This is a genomic window from Streptomyces sp. NPDC001816, assembly GCF_042892235.1.
In the GTDB taxonomy this organism is placed as follows: Bacteria; Actinomycetota; Actinomycetes; order Streptomycetales; family Streptomycetaceae; genus Streptomyces.
In genome coordinates, this window is the sequence record NZ_JBIATY010000011.1 from 292,241 (window position 1) to 308,564 (window position 16,324).

General features: G+C 70.3%; 16 protein-coding genes and 1 pseudogene. 9 read left to right on the top strand and 8 right to left on the bottom strand.

Going from position 1 to position 16,324, the window contains the following annotated elements:
* Positions 1 to 20: 20 nt before the first annotated feature.
* Positions 21 to 224, top strand: coding sequence for a hypothetical protein (locus tag ACFYZZ_RS33635; protein ID WP_389184136.1), 204 nt, complete (start codon positions 21 to 23; stop codon positions 222 to 224).
* 16 nt (positions 225 to 240) lie between these two features.
* Here ACFYZZ_RS33635 and ACFYZZ_RS33640 read toward each other — a convergent pair whose 3' ends face one another.
* Positions 241 to 1,218, bottom strand: coding sequence for an ArsR/SmtB family transcription factor (locus tag ACFYZZ_RS33640; protein WP_389184284.1), 978 nt, complete (start codon positions 1,216 to 1,218; stop codon positions 241 to 243).
* 83 nt (positions 1,219 to 1,301) lie between these two features.
* On the opposite strand from ACFYZZ_RS33640, the gene ACFYZZ_RS33645 reads away from it, so the two are divergent.
* Entirely contained in the window at positions 1,302 to 2,210 is a 909-nt protein-coding gene (locus tag ACFYZZ_RS33645) for an aldo/keto reductase (RefSeq protein ID WP_389184139.1), read from the top strand.
* 171 nt (positions 2,211 to 2,381) lie between these two features.
* Positions 2,382 to 2,717, top strand: coding sequence for an ankyrin repeat domain-containing protein (locus ACFYZZ_RS33650; protein WP_389184142.1), 336 nt, complete (start codon positions 2,382 to 2,384; stop codon positions 2,715 to 2,717).
* Between the two features lie 21 nt (positions 2,718 to 2,738).
* Here ACFYZZ_RS33650 and ACFYZZ_RS33655 read toward each other — a convergent pair.
* Positions 2,739 to 2,891, bottom strand: a pseudogene (locus ACFYZZ_RS33655) (IS5/IS1182 family transposase); the annotation flags it as partial.
* Positions 2,892 to 2,898: 7 nt separating this feature from the next.
* The gene (locus tag ACFYZZ_RS33660) at positions 2,899 to 3,456 is read right to left on the bottom strand and encodes a hypothetical protein (protein WP_389184144.1); all 558 of its coding nucleotides are present in this window, start codon (positions 3,454 to 3,456) and stop codon (positions 2,899 to 2,901) included.
* 162 nt (positions 3,457 to 3,618) lie between these two features.
* Between ACFYZZ_RS33660 and ACFYZZ_RS33665 the strand changes: the two genes are divergently transcribed.
* From ACFYZZ_RS33665 to ACFYZZ_RS33675, 3 genes are read left to right on the top strand one after another with little or no spacing between them, the layout of a single operon-like run.
* Positions 3,619 to 3,780: a hypothetical protein gene (locus ACFYZZ_RS33665; RefSeq protein WP_389184147.1), complete on the top strand. Its 162-nt coding sequence runs from the start codon at positions 3,619 to 3,621 to the stop codon at positions 3,778 to 3,780.
* Entirely contained in the window at positions 3,767 to 4,423 is a 657-nt protein-coding gene (locus ACFYZZ_RS33670) for a hypothetical protein (RefSeq protein WP_389184150.1), read from the top strand. Before ACFYZZ_RS33665 ends, ACFYZZ_RS33670 begins: the two co-directional genes overlap by 14 nt.
* A 52-nt stretch (positions 4,424 to 4,475) precedes the next feature.
* The gene (locus tag ACFYZZ_RS33675) at positions 4,476 to 4,991 is read left to right on the top strand and encodes an alpha/beta fold hydrolase (RefSeq protein WP_389184287.1); all 516 of its coding nucleotides are present in this window, start codon (positions 4,476 to 4,478) and stop codon (positions 4,989 to 4,991) included.
* Between the two features lies 1 nt (position 4,992).
* Here ACFYZZ_RS33675 and ACFYZZ_RS33680 read toward each other — a convergent pair whose 3' ends face one another.
* From ACFYZZ_RS33680 to ACFYZZ_RS33695, 4 genes are all read right to left on the bottom strand, one after another.
* Positions 4,993 to 6,207: an MFS transporter gene (locus ACFYZZ_RS33680; RefSeq protein ID WP_389184152.1), complete on the bottom strand. Its 1,215-nt coding sequence runs from the start codon at positions 6,205 to 6,207 to the stop codon at positions 4,993 to 4,995.
* 97 nt (positions 6,208 to 6,304) lie between these two features.
* Complete coding sequence (locus tag ACFYZZ_RS33685) at positions 6,305 to 7,273, bottom strand: endonuclease/exonuclease/phosphatase family protein (RefSeq protein ID WP_389184290.1); 969 nt, start codon at positions 7,271 to 7,273, stop codon at positions 6,305 to 6,307.
* A 269-nt stretch (positions 7,274 to 7,542) separates the two neighbouring features.
* Entirely contained in the window at positions 7,543 to 8,172 is a 630-nt protein-coding gene (locus tag ACFYZZ_RS33690; protein WP_389184155.1) for a TetR/AcrR family transcriptional regulator, read from the bottom strand.
* Positions 8,173 to 8,246: 74 nt separating this feature from the next.
* A complete protein-coding gene (locus ACFYZZ_RS33695) occupies positions 8,247 to 9,833 on the bottom strand; it encodes an MFS transporter (RefSeq protein WP_389184158.1) in 1,587 nt (528 codons plus the stop codon).
* A 219-nt stretch (positions 9,834 to 10,052) separates the two neighbouring features.
* Here ACFYZZ_RS33695 and panB point away from each other — a divergent pair, with 219 nt between their 5' ends.
* From panB to ACFYZZ_RS33710, 3 genes are all read left to right on the top strand, one after another.
* Complete coding sequence (gene panB, locus ACFYZZ_RS33700; RefSeq protein ID WP_386572412.1) at positions 10,053 to 10,919, top strand: 3-methyl-2-oxobutanoate hydroxymethyltransferase; 867 nt, start codon at positions 10,053 to 10,055, stop codon at positions 10,917 to 10,919.
* A 209-nt stretch (positions 10,920 to 11,128) separates the two neighbouring features.
* A complete protein-coding gene (locus ACFYZZ_RS33705; RefSeq protein WP_389184161.1) occupies positions 11,129 to 12,154 on the top strand; it encodes an ATP-binding cassette domain-containing protein in 1,026 nt (341 codons plus the stop codon).
* Positions 12,151 to 13,026 (top strand): ABC transporter permease, encoded by an 876-nt coding sequence (locus ACFYZZ_RS33710; protein ID WP_389184164.1) that lies wholly within the window; start codon positions 12,151 to 12,153, stop codon positions 13,024 to 13,026. Before ACFYZZ_RS33705 ends, ACFYZZ_RS33710 begins: the two co-directional genes overlap by 4 nt.
* Before the next feature lie 18 nt (positions 13,027 to 13,044).
* On the opposite strand, the gene ACFYZZ_RS33715 is transcribed toward ACFYZZ_RS33710, so the two are convergent.
* Positions 13,045 to 16,314 (bottom strand): BTAD domain-containing putative transcriptional regulator, encoded by a 3,270-nt coding sequence (locus ACFYZZ_RS33715; RefSeq protein WP_389184167.1) that lies wholly within the window; start codon positions 16,312 to 16,314, stop codon positions 13,045 to 13,047.
* Between the last annotated feature and the right edge of the window lie 10 nt (positions 16,315 to 16,324).

The following is a 16,324-nucleotide window of genomic DNA, read 5'->3' on the forward strand; positions in this document are numbered from 1 at the left end:
TGGCGCAGTTCGGTACTCCGGTGACCGGGCTGGTCCCCGCGCTGGAGCGGGTGGTCACCGAGTCGTGCGCGGACCTCGGATATCGGCTGTTCCTGCGTGCGATGAAGGCGTACCACGTACCGGCCGACAGACCGAGGCTCGTTGCCCTCGGTGTTGCCCTCGGTGAGCGGTTCGGCTACCCGTATTGGGTCGTACGTGAAGGCCTCAACGACCGGGCCGCTTGACACTAAGTCTGGAGTTTCAGGTGAAGGAGGCGTCGAGGAGGGTATCGGCGGCAGTGGTGCGGGCGTAAAGGACGGAGCGGCCGGCACGGTGGGCGCTGACCAGACCCGCGTTGCGTAGCGCGGTGAGGTATTGGGATACCCCGGCCGGGGAGAGTCCGGTGCGACGGGCCAGTTCGGTCGTGGAGGCCGGGGTCGCCAGTTCGGTCAGCAGCAGAGTTCGTGAGCGGCCCAGTACCGGGACGAGGGCGCACGCTCCGGTGGCGGGCCGTGTCTCCCACAGCGCGCCGACGCCACGGGCCGGATAGGCGAGTTGCGGCGGGTCCGGCGGTCGCACACGGGTGCGCAGACCGGGGCCGGTGAACGCGGAGGGGATCAGCAACAGTCCCGCGCCCGCGAACTGGCGGGGCATATTACGTTTCCGGCGGACCAGTGTGAGTGTGCTGTCGTCCCAGCTCACCGAGGTGTGCAGGTCGTTGAAGAGGTAACCCGCGCCGTGCTCGGCGACGGTGCGGGCCCGGTAGAAGATGTCGGCGTCCAGTACGGCCCTGATCCGTGCCCAGTACGGGGCGAGTGCCAGCTCCCAGTACGTTTCGATCTCTTGCGTGACCTTGGCCAGCCGCGCGGGCGGATCGGCGTGCAGGCTCGAGAGCCGTGGGCCGAGGTGCCCCTGGTGGCGGGCGAGGTGGTCGAGGTCCTCGCGTACCCGGTCGGCGGGCGAGGCCGAGATCGCATCCCACTCTGCCGCCGGCGTGGGGGCCGGCCCTGCGGGCGCCGGGGTGAGGAAGTCCGGCACGTAGCCGGAGGTCCCGATCAACTCGGCAAGCCATCCCCGGTCCAGGCCTGCGGCCAGTACGCGTGGCCGCACCTGCTCGATCCAGGGCCGGTGGACCGGGTGCGCGGTGGTCGACTTCAGCAGCCGGAAGCTGGGCGCGACCTCCCACATCGGCGAGATGGCGAACCGCACCTGCGCGAGATCGTTTGCCGAGAACGCCAGCTCCGCCACGACGGCCCCCTCATTGGATTCAGATATGTGTTAAACAATGGCCCGCCAGGTTACCGTGCGTCGATCATCCCGCCATGACCTCACAGACGATCACCGCGGCGGCAGCGGGCACCTGGAAGCTCGGCGACCGCACGGTCCACCGGATCGGCTTCGGCACGATGCGCCTGCCCCAGCACGGCGAGGCGTTCGCGCCCGACGCCGTCCCACGCGACCGCGACCAGGCGATCAAGGTGCTGCGCCGGGCGGTCGAGCTCGGCGTGAACCACCTCGACACCGCCGCGTTCTACTTCTCGCCGCTGCGCTGTGCCAACGAGCTGATCAACCGCGCCCTCGCGCCCTACCCGGACGATCTCGTCGTCGCCACCAAGGTCGGACCCAGCCGCGGTCCCTCGGGAAACTGGCTGCCCCACGCCACCCCCGGGCAGCTGCGCGGCCAGGTCGAGGAGAACCTGCGCCAGCTCGGCCGCGACCACCTCGACGTGGTCAACCTGCGCATCGTCGGCACCGATTCCATCGCCGACCGCTTCGGCGCGCTCGCCGAACTGCGCGACGCCGGTCTCATCCGCCACCTGGGGCTGTCCAACATCCGCACCCACCACCTCGCCGAGGCTCAGGCCATCGCACCGGTGGTCTGCGTCCAGAACATGTACGGCATCGGCGTATCGCCCGAGCAGGAGGAACTCCTGCGCCTGTGCGGTGAACAGCGCATCGCGTTCGTGCCGTTCTACTCGATCGCCGGCAGCGGACGCACGGCCGGCGCGCCCGCCGACGACAGCAGCCAAGTGCACGCCATTGCCCGCGCCCGGGGGGTGAGCACCGCCCAGGTCCGGCTGGCGTGGACGCTGCACCGCGGCTCGCATGTCCTGGCCATTCCCGGCACTGGTGACCTCGACCACCTCGCTCAGAACGTGGCGGCCGGGTCTCTGAGCCTCTCCGAGGACGAACTGGCCGTCCTGGACTCGCTCCACCACGCGACCGTATGACCACGTCACCCTGATGACCCCGATGACGTCGTGGCCCGCTTCTCCTGATCGGCCCCTCGCGTCCGAAATCGCCGCTGTCGGCGAGGGTGAGGGCGCAGTCGAGCCAGGGCCTGTTGCGAAGGTGCCAGGGGCCCCGACCCGCGTAAGTAGGGCCTCCGTAGGCTTCCTCATGTGACTGACACGTCTGACGGCTCGAAATGGACGCCGGCGCACAAGGCCGTGGAGGCCAGTGACTACGAGGCGCTCACCGTTCTTCTCGCATCCGGAACGGACCCGAACGAAAGGTGCTTCGGACACACGCTGCTCACCCACGCGCTCGACGTTGAGGGCGACGGCCACCTGCAGACGGGATACCCGTGGAACACCGCGGCGACGGCCATCCTGCTCGCGTACGGCGCAGACCCTGAGCTGCCGGCCGACGACGGGGAAACTCCCATGCAGGTCGCCGAACACTACGCTCACGCCATGGCACAAGCACTGCTCAAGCGCTTCATCTCTCCGTGTTAGAACCTGCTTGGCACGTGCTGGTCACAGCCACTCGTTGAGGACTGCGAGCTTGTCGTATGTCGTGGCCACGGCCCGGTGGCGCTTGAGGCGATTGATCCCGCACTCGACGGCATGCCGCTCGCGGTAGTCGGTCTTGTCGAACTTCGGCGGCCGACCGCCCTGGGACCCTGATCGCCAACAGCTAGGACAGTGGCCGACCGCCAAGGCCCGTCCGGCTGACGGCGCGAGGCGAGAAGGTGATCGGACCTATCCAGCCCTGGCGGATGAGAGCGATCTGTGACGGCAGTGGTGACACGGGGTCGAGGGCCCTTCCACGGGACCAGTTCTCGAACAGTCCCTCGGTCGTCTCGACCGCGGACACCACCATGGTCACTTTCAGCTTCCCGTCACTCCAGGTGTTCCACAGAGCCCAGCCCTCAGGCCGGGGCTCGACACCGATTCGCGCGCATATCTCCTCGTAGCCTTCCTCCATGCCGGCCGGCATGGAGGAAGGCTTCAGCACCGAGGCTCCCACGAGTCGCACCAGGGGCCGGTCCTCCTCCAGGCAGCCGTCGCCATCGAAGTGGTAGTGACGCAGAGCCCGAGCAAGTGCGTTCACGCTGCGCTGGAGCGCTGTCGCATCTTCCGGGTCTTCCTGGTACGAAAGCCATCCTTCGCTCGATGCTTCCAACTCGACGCGGTTGGCGAGGCGTTCGATCTCCTTGAGGTAATCCAGATCACTGAGCTTTGGCGAGGTCATGGCCCGAAGTGTCACACCAGGCCAGTCGAAACCAACACAGGTTATCCATCCGGGCCACAGCACCATGCGCAGCGCAGGCTTCGGGAGACAGGCCCTAGGTAAGTCAGGGCCGGTCTGTTCGTTTCCAGGTCGCGGAGGCGTACGGATTCGTAGGCTCGCGGGATGACGGAGATCAACGAGGCCGCCCAACGCGTCGCAGCCCGCCGGGCGGAGCTCGATGAGAAGGAGAAGCTCCTGGCCGAACGGCTCGACGCGGAACGGGCTGCCGTCTCCGTCATGCACCGTTCGTCGCATGAGAACAGGGAGACTTGTGAGCACATCTGAGGCTTCGTCAACGTCGTCGAAGGACCCGTCCGGGGACCTCAAGCGCCTACTGGTCAGGGCCGATGATCTGGCCCCGGCCGGCCTGGGCGATTTCACCGAGTTGGCCTCGCCTTCGTCCGACGAAGACCCGCCACCGATGACCGGCCCGACCCCGGAAGGCACGGCCTTGCTGAACCGGACGTTCACCGACAAGGCCGCGAGAGAGGTCAGGACGTCCTTCGTGAACGCCGACTCCTCGATCGTCATCGATGTGGGGGTTTCGGAGCGGGTGGCGGGGGCCGCCGTGAGCTGGATGGCCGACATGCGGCAGGTGTACGCCCAGTGCGCCGCGTGGACCATCAGCATCGGCGATCAGGAGATAACTGTTGAGGTGGTGGAACCGGCCGATGATCCGAACAAGCCACTCGAGGTGGAGCGGAGGTTCGGCGACGAGGCGCTGATGCGCACGATGCTCGCCGGTCCAGTCGGGCAGCAGGCCCAGATCACCACGCTCCTGGTTCGCGACGGTGACAGGGTCCTGGAACTGACGTTCCGTAGCTTGGCGGCCGACGCAGGTAGCCCTGAGACGACCCGGTTGAACACCGCGATGTCGAAGTTCCTTGAGCTGGCTCCGGCAAAGTTCCTCGGTCTGCCGGTCGGCTAGAGATCCCCCAACTGACGCGCGCACAACATGACGGAAAGCCCCGGCCAGGAGCATCACTGAATCCGCCTCGTGCCCTGGTCGGGGCCTTGCGGTACGGCGTTGTGGTTGTGCAGGCACGCCGGTGACGGCGCGAACCGCCCGCTATCAAGGCGACCCCACAATCGGCGACCTCGGCGGCCTCACCGCCCACCGTCGGCTGATCCGACTGGACCTGCGCCGCACCGGGCGGTCGGCACGGCCCGAGGACTCCGCCACCTACCGCTGCGACCGGCTCGTCGACGACGTGGAGGCCCTGCGTCGCCATCTCGGCCTCGACCGGATCGATCTGCTCGCCCACTCGGCCGGCGCGAACCTGGCCGTGTCGTACGTGAGCCGCCACCCGGAACGGGTCGGCAGGCTCGCGCTCATCACGCCGAGCGTCCTGGCCGTCGGTGTCGCCATTGGCCGGGCCCTTTCTCCACGGCCGACTGGTGATCCAGCCCAGTACCGCCCATTTCCCGTGGCTGGACGACGGACCCGTTTCGCGGCAACGGTCACGAACTTCCTGAACGAAACCAAGACCCTCTGAGTCAGTGCTGCAACGCCCCCGCCTGCTCGGGCACGTGCGCAGCGACGACGCGGCCCACTGAAACAACCTCCCGCCGCCGGTCCACCAGGTACGCCGCACTCGCCACACCCAGACCGAGGACAGCCAGCGCCGCCCCGGCAACCGCAGGCGACGTAACCCCAAACCCCGCGGCCAACGCCAGCCCCCCGATCCAAGCGCCGCCGGCATTCGCCAGGTTGAAGGCCGCCTGGTTGGCCGAGGAGGCGAGGGAGGGAGCCGCCGCGGCCTTCTCCATGACCATCAGCTGGAGCGGGGAGCCGGTGACGAACGCCGCCATGCCGAGCAGGGCCACGGCCAGGGCAGCGCTCCACTCCGCCCGCATCAGCACAGGGAAGAGCAGCAGTACGGCCACCATCGAGGCGAGCCCGCCGAACAGCGTGCCGCGCATCGAGTGGTCGGCCAGGCGTCCGCCCAGCAGGTTGCCCGCCGTCGCGCCGACGCCGAACAGGGCGAGCAGCACCGTCACGCTGCCCTCGGCGAACCCGGCGGAGTCCGTCAGCATCGGGGTGACGTAGCTGTACGCCGCGAAGAGGGCGCCGAAGCCCGCCACCGTCGTGCCGAGGGCCAGCCAGACCGGCAGGGAGCGCAGGGCGGCCAGTTCGCCGCGCAGGCCCGTGGTGGGGGCGGCGGCGCGGTCGCGCGGGATCAGGAGGGCCAGCGAAGCTATCGCCGCGAGGCCGATCGCGCTCACGCCGAGGAAGGTCGCCCGCCACCCCAGGTGCTGGCCCATCAGCGTGGCGACGGGAACGCCCACGACGTTGGCGACGGTCAGGCCGAGGAACATCAGGGAGACGGAGCGCGCCTTGCGCTCCGGCGGGACCATCGCCGTGGCCACCACCGCGCCCACGCCGAAGAAGGCGCCGTGTGGCAGGCCGCTGAGGAAGCGGGCGGCGAGCAGGGAGTCGTAGCCGGGAGCGAACGCCGAGAGCGCGTTGCCCGCTACGAACAGGGCCATCAGAGACATGAGCACCGTGCGGCGGGGCATCCGGGCGGTGAGCGCGGCCAGCAGCGGGGCGCCGATGACGACGCCCAGCGCGTACGCCGAGACCAGGTGCCCGGCGGTGGGGATCGAGATGTGCAGGTCGTCCGCGACGTCGGGCAGCAGGCCCATGATCACGAACTCGGTGGTACCGATACCGAAAGCGCCGACGGCCAGAGCGAGCAGGGCCAGGGGCATTGAGGGCCTGTGCCTTTCGAGGTAAGAGAGCGGAGTTCCGTCACCAGTTTATGTTCATCTACGGAACAAAGTCTCTCGGGCCCAGTATTCCGGCCGGTTACGAGGACGTGTCCACCTTCACACGAGCAGCCACCGGGAGGTGGTCACTGTTCGTGCGGGGCAGCGTCCAGGAGCTCTCGGGCACGACGCCCTTGACCATGATCTGGTCGATCCGGGCCATCGGGAACGACGCCGGCCAGCTGAACCCGAAGCCGCTGCCCGCCGCGCCCTGGGTGGAGCGCAGCTGGGAGGTGACGTTCTTGAGCGAGCGGTCGTTCATCGTGCCGTTCAGGTCGCCGAGCAGGACGACCCGCTGCAGGGGCTCGTGGGCGATGGCCTCGCCGAGCGCGTCGGCGCTCTTGTCGCGCTGCCGGGCGGTGAAACCGGCCTCCACCTTCACCCGCACCGAGGGAAGATGCGCGACGTAGACGGCGATCGGGCCCTTGGGGGTCGTCACGGTCGCGCGCATCGCGCGCTTCCAGCCGAGCTTGATGTCGACGTCCTCGACGTCGGTCATCGGGTACTTGCTCCACAGGCCGACCGTGCCGACGACCGAGTGGTACTTGTACGTGGACGCGAGCGCCTTCTCGTACACCGGGGCGGCGGACGCGGGCAGTTCCTCCAGCGCCAGCAGGTCGGCCCCGGACGCGGCGACGTCCTGGGCGGTCGCGGCCGGGTCGGGGTTGTCGGCGTTCACGTTGTGGGTGGCGACCATCAGGTCGCCGCCGGCGGCCGTCCTGTCGGTGAGCAGTCCGCCGAAGAGGTTCAGCCACACGATCGCCGGGAGGAGGATCGCGAGCAGGGCGGTCGCCGACTTCCGGAGCACGCCGAGGACGAGCAGGACCGGGATGGCCAGGCCCAGCCAGGGCAGGAAGGTCTCCGTGAGGCTGCCCAGGTTGCCCACCCGGTTCGGGATGTGCGAGTGCAGCAGCAACACCAGCGCGAGCAGCAGCGCGAAAACGGCGAGGACGATGCCCCGGCGCCAGATGCGTGGATCACCGCGCCAGCCGCCGAACAGGCGGTGCATCAGGCGCCGAAGCCGGGATCCCGGTCGCTCGGGCCCCGAGCCGCCGTTGTCCGTCTCCGTCATGTACGCCTGCTGCGCCATACCGTCTGCCTCACTGCCTGCCGTGCACACCGTCGTTCCCCTGCGTTCATCCGACCCTAGGGGATGATCGACCCTGATCCCGCCGTCCCATGACGGCCGTACGGAAGACGAGGACGAACGAGTCGGCGCCCGGGGTTCCGGTTACCCCCGGGAGCGGCGTGGTCTGTGACGAAACGTGCACATACGTGCTACGAGCCTGTCGAGCTGACGGGTCGTAGGCCTTCCAGGACGGTGTCGACGATCTGTTCCGCGAGTCCTTCGGGCAGGTCGTCGTCCGGGCGCATGACGGAGCGCACGAGCATGGGGCCCATGAACATGTCGTTGGCCAGCTCCAGGTCGACGTCCGCCCGCAGTTCGCCGCTCTGCCGTGCGCGGCGCAGCACTTCGAGGGAGAGGGCGCGCCGGGGCGCTATGACGTTGGCGTGGTACGCCGCCCAGATCTTGGGGCTGCTCTTCATCTGCGCGTACACGTTGTGCAGGATCGCCGACGAGCGGCTGGCGAGGCCGCGTTGGCGCAGGGACTCCAGCAGCACGATCAGGTCGTCGCGCAGGGAAGTGCCGGGGAGTACGGGGTCGGGGGGTTCGGCGGCGCGTACCACGTCGACGAACAGCTCCTCCTTTCCGCTCCAGCGGCGGTAGATGGTGGCCTTGCCGACCCCGGCCGTGCGCGCGACGCGCTCGATGGAGAGCTCGGCAAGGGGTACGCCGTCCTCCAGGAGCTTCACGACGCCCTCCAGGATGGCGCGTTCCACGGCCTCACTGCGCGGTCGGCCCCGCACGGGCCCGTCCGGCCGCGTCCGGCTGTCGGCAAGGCTCACTCGTCCGTCCTTTCAGTGTGTTGCGGGAATTCTCCCGCAACAGCCTCCTTCCCCCGTGGATCCGTGGGTTTCGGTCAGTCCGCGGCTACGACCAACTCCTGCTCCTTCTTGCCCTCCTGTCCGACCGGCGGCTTGCCCGGCAGGAAGAGGACTGTCACCAGGGCGCCGACGAGCGCCACGCCCGTACCGCACAGGGCGGTGACGTGCATGGCGTGCAGGAAGGCGTCGTTGGCGGGGGCGACGAGGGCCTTGCCCGGCCCGCCGAGCTTCTCGGCGACGCCGAGCGTGGCCTCGATGGACTCGCCGGCCGTGTCCCTGAGGCCGGGCGGCAGCAGGCCGAGCTTGCCCTCGATGCCGTTGCGGTAGGACGTGGAGAGCACCGAGCCGAGCACGGCGATACCGAGCGCGCCGCCGACCTGCCGGAAGGTGTTGCTGAGCGCGGAGGCGGAACCGGCCTTCTCGCGGGGCAGGGCCTGCATGATGACGACGGAGGTCGGCGTCATGATGTGCGCCATGCCGGTGCCCATGAGGAAGAAGACGACCTCCAGCACCCAGATCGGCGTGTCGGCCTCGAAGCCGGAGAACGCGGCCAGTGTCGCCGCGATCAGCACCAGGCCCGCGGTGGTCGTGGCCTTGTTGCCGAACCGGTCGACCAGCAGCCGGGCCCGCGGCGCGAAGATCAGCTGGGCGGCGGCCAGCGGGAGCAGCAGCAGACCGGACTGCAGCGGCGAGTAGCCGCGCACGCTCTGGGTGTAGAAGACGGAGAAGAAGGTCACGCCCATCAGCGCGAAGAAGACGAGCGCGATGGCGGCCATGGCGGCCGAGAAGACCTTGTTCTTGAAGTAGGTGACGTCCAGCGACGGGTGGTCACTGCGCTTCTCGAAGATCACGAAGCCGGTGAGGACGGCGAGACCGGCGGCGATGGTCGCCAGCACCTTGGCGTCGGTGAAGTCGGCCAGCTCGCCGCCCTTGATGATGCCGTAGACCAGCAGGACCAGGCCGACGACGGACAGGACCACACCGACGGGGTCGAGCCGGCCCGGCCGGGGGTCGCGCGAGTCGGGCACGAGCCACACCATCAGGGCGAGCGCGATGATCACGATCGGCACGTTGATCAGGAAGACCGAGCCCCACCAGAAGTGGTCGAGGAGGGCGCCGCCCGTGATCGGGCCGATGGCGATGGCGAGGCCGACACCGCCGGCCCAGATACCGATGGCCTTGGGCTGCTCCTCGCGCTCGAAGACGTTCATCAGCACGGCGAGGGTGGCGGGCATCACGAAGGCGGCACCGAGGGCCATCAGGGCCCGGTAGGCGATCAGCTGGTCCGGGGAGCCGGACTCGGCGGCCAGGGCCGAGCCGATACCGAACACGACGAGGCCGCCGAGCAGGACCTTCTTGCGGCCGAGGCGGTCGCCGATGAGGCCGGCGGTGAACAGCAGGCCGGCGAAGACCAGGGTGTAGGCGTTGATCGCCCACTCGATCTCGCTCTGGGTGGCGCCGATGCCGGTGGGCGCCGGGGTGGAGATGGTCTTGATCGCGACGTTCAGGATCGAGTTGTCGAGCACCACGATGAGCAGGCTCAGCATCAGCACGCCGAGGATCGCCCATCGGCGCCGGTGTACCGCTTCCGGTATCCGGGAGGCAGGGACGGAACTTGTCATGTGTCCGAGCCTACGACCATTTCAATACGGAACGGTCTCGTATCTTATTCCTTTACCGAGGCCTTACACAGCGGGGCCAGAGCGGGGCCAGGGCGGTGATGTGACCCGCCGAAGGGATCACAGGGGGCTCCTCTGGCCCTCGCTGGCACGAGGTGCCACCATGGAAGCGATCCGGGGACGCCGTCAGGGCGCCTCGAGATGACTGAAGGAGCCGTTGCCATGACGCAGCTTTCGGCTGCCCAGAACAAGCCTTCCGACGGCAGCAAGGCGCTGTACGGGGGGAAGGGCACTCGCCGCATCACCGTCCGCGACATCGCCCTCGCCAAGGAACGCGGCGAGAAGTGGCCCATGCTCACCGCCTACGACGCGATGACCGCGTCCGTCTTCGACGAGGCCGGGATCCCGGTGATCCTGGTCGGCGACTCGGCGGGCAACTGTCACCTCGGGTACGAGACCACCGTGCCCGTCACCCTCGACGAGATGACCATGCTGTCGGCGGCCGTCGTACGCGGCACCCAGCGCTCCCTGATCGTGGGCGACCTGCCCTTCGGCTCGTACCAGGAGGGCCCGGTGCAGGCGCTGCGCTCGGCGACCCGGCTGGTGAAGGAGGCGGGCGTCGGAGCGGTCAAGCTGGAGGGCGGCGAGCGCTCGCACGAGCAGATCCGGCTCCTCGTCGAGTCCGGCATCCCGGTGATGGCGCACATCGGGCTGACCCCGCAGTCCGTCAACGCGATGGGCTACCGCGTGCAGGGCCGGGGCGAGGAGGCGGCCCAGCAGCTGCTGCGCGACGCGAAGGCCGTGCAGGACGCGGGTGCGTTCGCGGTGGTGCTGGAGCTGGTTCCGGCGGAGCTGGCGGCCGAGGTGACGCGGGTGCTGCACATCCCGACCGTGGGGATCGGCGCCGGGCCGGAGACGGACGCGCAGGTGCTGGTGTGGACCGACATGCTCGGGCTGACGTCCGGTCGTGTCCCCAAGTTCGTGAAGAAGTACGCGAACCTGCGTGAGGTCATGGGCAACGCTGTGAAGGAGTTCGCCGAGGACGTCGTCGGCGGTGCGTTCCCGCTGGAGGAGCACTCCGTCCATTAGCCATTGCGGCAACACCCCGGACAGCCCGCCGATCATCCCCCGTCGGCGGGCTGTCCCTTTTTTGCGCCTAAACCGGCGCCGCTCTCGCGTAGGTGGTTGCTCGCCGTCGTGGTTGCTCAATTGGTGGTTGCGGTGTTCGTCGGCGTGTTGTCGGTGGCTGTCGGTGCCCTGTCGGTGGTTTGTCGGTGGGGGCTGGCACCTTCATGGGCATGACGCGAATCGATGACAACCCCGCCGGCGGACGCGCCGCCGTGACCGTTCGGGGACTGGTCAAGCACTACGGCGAGACCAAGGCGCTCGACGGGGTCGACCTGGATGTGCGGGAGGGCACCGTGATGGGGGTGCTCGGGCCGAACGGTGCCGGGAAGACCACCCTCGTACGGATCCTCTCCACCCTGATCACGCCGGACGCCGGGCAGGCCACCGTGGCCGGCTACGACGTCGTACGGCAGCCCCGACAGCTGCGCCGGGTGATCGGACTGACCGGGCAGTACGCCTCGGTCGACGAGAAGCTGCCCGGCTGGGAGAACCTCTACATGATCGGGCGGCTGCTCGACCTCTCCCGCAAGGACGCCCGCACCCGCGCCGACGAACTGCTGGAACGGTTCTCGCTGACGGAGGCCGCCAGGCGCCCGGCGAGCACGTACTCCGGCGGTATGCGACGGCGGCTGGACCTGGCCGCCTCGATGATCGGGCGGCCGGCCGTCCTGTACCTCGACGAACCGACCACCGGGCTCGACCCGCGCACCCGCAACGAGGTGTGGGACGAGGTCAAGGCGATGGTCGGCGAGGGGGTCACCGTGCTGCTCACCACCCAGTACATGGAGGAGGCCGAGCAGCTCGCCTCCGAGCTGACCGTCGTGGACCGCGGGAAGGTCATCGCGAACGGCGGCATCGAGGAGCTGAAGGCCAGGGTCGGCGGGCGCACGCTGCGCGTGCGGCCGTTGGACCCGCTGCAGCTGCGGCCCCTCGCCGCCATGCTGGACGAGCTGGGCATCACCGGGCTCGCGGCCACCACCGTGGACCCCGAGTCCGGGACGCTGCTGGTGCCGATCCTCAGTGACGAGCAGCTGACCGCCGTGGTCGGCGCGGTCACCGCGCGCGGCGTCACGATCTCCTCCATCACCACCGAACTTCCCAGCCTGGACGAGGTGTTCCTGTCCCTCACCGGCCACCGTGCCGGTGCCCCGCAGGACGCCACGCCCGCCGAGACCCGCGAGGAGGTCGCCGTATGAGCTCCCACCCGTCGCCCACCACCACCCTGAACGAGGCGCTTCGCGCCGCCCCTTCCAACACTCTGACCCCGGCCGCCGCTGCGAAGGGCGATACGCCCATCCCGCTGCGCGCCCATCTGCGCCACACCGGCGCGCTCATCCGCCGCAACCTGCTGTGGATCCGGCAGGACCCGGAGTCGATGTTCGACGCCATCCTGTTCCCGGTCATCTTCACCCTGCTGTTCGTGTACGTCTTCGGCGGCTCCATCGGGCAGTCCCTGGGCGGCGGTCAGGAACGGTACGTGCAGTACGTCGTGCCCGGCCTGATGGCCATGATGGGCATGAACATGGCCCAGGGCGTGGGCACCGGCTTCAACCAGGACTTCAACTCCGGTGTCATGGACCGCTTCCGGTCCCTGCCGATCGGGCGCGGCTCCGTGCTGTTCGCCAAGATCGCGGTGGAGCTGATGCGGATGCTCTTCGCGACCGTCATCCTGATGATCGTCGGCGTGCTCGTGGGCTTCGACATCACCAACTGGCCGGGGATGCTCGCCTCGGTGGGCCTGTCCGCGCTGTTCGGCTCGGCCCTGATGTGGGTGTTCCTCACCCTCGGCGTGGTGATGAAGAGCGCGCAGTCCGTGCAGGCCATGGGCTTCCTGGTGCTGATGCCGCTGCAGTTCGGCTCGTCGATCTTCGCGCCGACCCGCTCGATGCCGGGCTGGCTGCAGAACTTCACCGACTACAACCCGCTGTCCGCCCTGGCGGACACCGCCCGCGGCCTGATGGTCGGCGGACCGGTCGCACACGGCCTGTGGGTGACCCTGATCTGGTCGGCCGGCCTCACCGCGGTGATGGCCCCGGTCGCGATCCACAAGTTCCGCACGAAGAGCTGACGTACGAGGAGCCGACGCTCAACGGCTCCACAGCAGGGCGGTGGCCTCCGCGAGGGAGAGGTCACCGCCCTCGGCGTACGCGGCCGCGTACGCGGGGCCGTCGAGCGTCTCGCGGATCCGGGACTCGGTCATCTCGTACGTCCGGCGCTCCAGGCCGGAGGGTACGTGCTCGGCCGGCAGCAGGGCGTTCGCGGCGGCCAGGCAGCGGGCGGCGTCCGCGGCCCGGGTGCCGCCGTCCAGGCTCGCCAGGGCCATTGCCCCGATGGTGAGGCAGATGGAGCCCAGGTGCGGGGTGACCACCTGGGACAGCGGGTCGTCGGCGCGCTGCAGTGCCGTGCGGACGCGGTCCAGTGACTCCTCGGAGCGGCGGTCGAGGGCGTCCAGCCAGGCGTCCTGACTGAGGATCATGACGTCGAAGACGACGAAGTGGGCGATCGTGAACTCCTCGCGCAGCAGGCGGAGTTGCTCGCGCGCCTCCTCGGTGCGCCCGGTCAGGCCGAGCCAGGCGGCGAGGAAGAGCCGGGCGGCCGGCATCGCCTCGTTGACGGCGCCCTCCTGGTTGGCGATGACGTCCCGCAGCATGCGCTCGCCGCGTTCGGTGTCGCCCCCCTCCAGGAGCACGCTGCCGAGCCGGGCGCGGAGCACGGCCATCTGGGCGCGGGCGCCGAGGCGTTCGGCGTGGACGATGGCCGCCTCGTAGTCGGCGGCGGCCGCGAGGTAGGCGCCCTTGCGTTCGTTGGCCTCGCCGCGTGCGGACAGCGCCTCGGCGAGGCCCCACTGGTCGCCGAGGCGGCTGTAGATCTCCAGCGCCTCGTCGGCGTCGCGGGTCGCGTCGCCCGCCCAGGCGGTGCGGTTGGCGAGCAGGTTGGCGCGCAGCTGCAGGGCGCCGGCCAGCTCCCACTCGAAGCCGGGGGTGTCCCGGCAGGTCTGTATGGCGGCGTCGGAGATCGTGCGCATCCGGTCCGCGCCGTCGGTGAGGATGACGGCGTAGAACCATATGGCGCCCGGGGCGCGGCAGGTCTGCGGCAGGCCGGGCTCGTAGACCTGGGCCATGACCCGCAGCTTGGCCTGGGCCTCGGGGGTCTGCCAGCTGTTGATCTCGGTGTCCATGCAGGCGAGATGGGCGAGGTGGACGCCGCGCCGGGCCTCGAGGAGGAGTTCCCCGGTGAACGGGGGCGGGGTGTCGGTGCAGCGCTCCCAGACCGGGAGGGCGGGGCGGACCGGCTCGGTGAACGGGTCGGGGCCGAGGGCCATGGCCTCCTCGCACCAGGTGCGGCACTCGATGCGCAGGTCGCGCATCTGCCAGTACCAGACCAGGGACAGCACCAGGCTGAGCGCCTCCTGCTCGTCGCCGAGGGCGACGGCGTGCCGCAGGGCGGTGCGCAGGTTCTCGTACTCCAGCTGGAACCTGTCGATGGCGGCGCGCTGTTCGCCGCCGCGCAGCAACGGGTCGGTGGTGCGGGCGAGTTCGCGGTAGTACGTCAGATGGGCGCGCTGGGCCTCGGCCCGGCGCCCGGTCTCGTCGAGCCGTTCGGCCGCGTACTCGGCAACCGTCTCCAGCAGCCGGTAGCGCATCCCGCCGTCCGCCGACGGGGAGGCCACGACCAGGGACTTGTCGACCAGGGAGCCGAGCGCGTCAAGGGCGGCCGGACCGCACACGCCTTCGGCGGCGGTCAGGTCGCAGCCGCCAGCGAAGAGCGACAGCCGGCACAGGACGTCCCGTTCGTCCGCGTCGAGCAGGTCCCAGGACCAGTCCACGACGGCGCGCAGGGTCTGCTGGCGGGGCAGCACGGTGCGGCTGCCGCTGGTGAGCAGCCGGAAGCGGTCGTCCAGCCGGCCGGCTATCTGGCGCGGGGTCAGCATGCGCAGGCGGGCGGCCGCCAGCTCGATGGCGAGGGGCAGCCCGTCGAGCCGCCGGCAGATCTCGGCACAGGCCTCGGGGTCTTCCTCCAGGCGGAATCCGGGCCGGGCCGCCGCACCTCGCTCGGCGAACAGCCGCAGCGCGACCGGTTCGGGCAGCGGCTCCACGGGCCGCACCAACTCCCCGGGCACGGCGAGGGGTTCGCGGCTGGTGGCGAGCACGGTCAGCTGCGGGCAGCGGGCCAGCAGCCGCTCGGCCAGCCGGGCGGCCGCCTCGACGACGTGCTCGCAGTTGTCGAGGATCAGCACCATCCGGCGGCGGGCGCAGTACTCCACGAGCCGGTCTACCGGGTCGTCCACGTCGCTGATCGCGCGCATGGCCTCGACGCCGGCGCCGTGCAGCACGGTCTCGCGGGCGCCGATCGCGGTCAGCACGGCCTGCGGTACGGCGTCCGGGTCGTCGACGGGCGCCAGTTCGGCCAGCCACACCCCGTCCCGGGCGGTGTGCCGTACGGCCTCGGCGGCCTCCTGGGACAGCCGGGTCTTGCCCGCTCCGCCGGGCCCGAGCAGGGTGACCAGCCGGGCGGCCGCGAGGTCGGCGCCGATGGCCGCGATGTCGGCCTCCCGGCCGACGAAGGAGGTGAGCCGGGCGGGCAGGTTGCCGAGGGCGGCGGGCGGCGCGGGCTGCGGTTCCCGCTCGGTCTCGGTGAGCAACTCGGTGTGCAGGGCGCGCAGTTCGGGGCCGGGGTCGGAGCCGAGCCGGTCCGCGAGGAGCTGTCGTACGTCCTCGTAGGCGGCCAGTGCCTGGGCCGGGCGGCCCGCGTCGCGCAGTGCGCGCAGCCTGAGTGCCTGGAGCGGTTCGTCCAGGGGATGGCTGTCGCACAGCGCGGCCAGCTCGGGCAGGGACTGCTCGGCGTGGCCGAGGGCGAGGGCGGCGGTGTGCCTGCCGCGCAGGGCGTCCAGGCGGCGGGTTTCCCAGCGGGCGGCGTCGGCGGTGTGGTCGGGCAGGTCGGCGAGGGCGGGGCCGTGCCACAGGGCGAGCGCGTCGTCGAGGACGGCGGCGGCCTTGGCGGGGTCGCCGTCGGCCAGGGCGCCGAGGCCCTCGCCGGTCAGCCGGTCGAACCGGCCCAGGTCGATGTCGTCGGGGTCGGCGGCGAGCCGGTAGCCGCCCTCGGCGGAGGCGACCGCATCGGCGCCGAGGGCTCTGCGCAGCCGGCCGACCAGCGCCTGCAGCGCGCCCGTGGCGTCGGCGGGTGGCTCGGCACCCCACACCTCGTCCACGAGCAGGTCGGTCGGGACGGTCCGGCCGGCCCGCAGCGCGAGCACGCTCAGCAGGGCACGCAGGCGTGCCCCGCCGACCGGGACGGGCGTGCCGTCGGGGCGGAGTGCCTGGGTGGGGCCGAGAAGGCGGTAGCGCACGGGGTTCATTGTCTCCGGA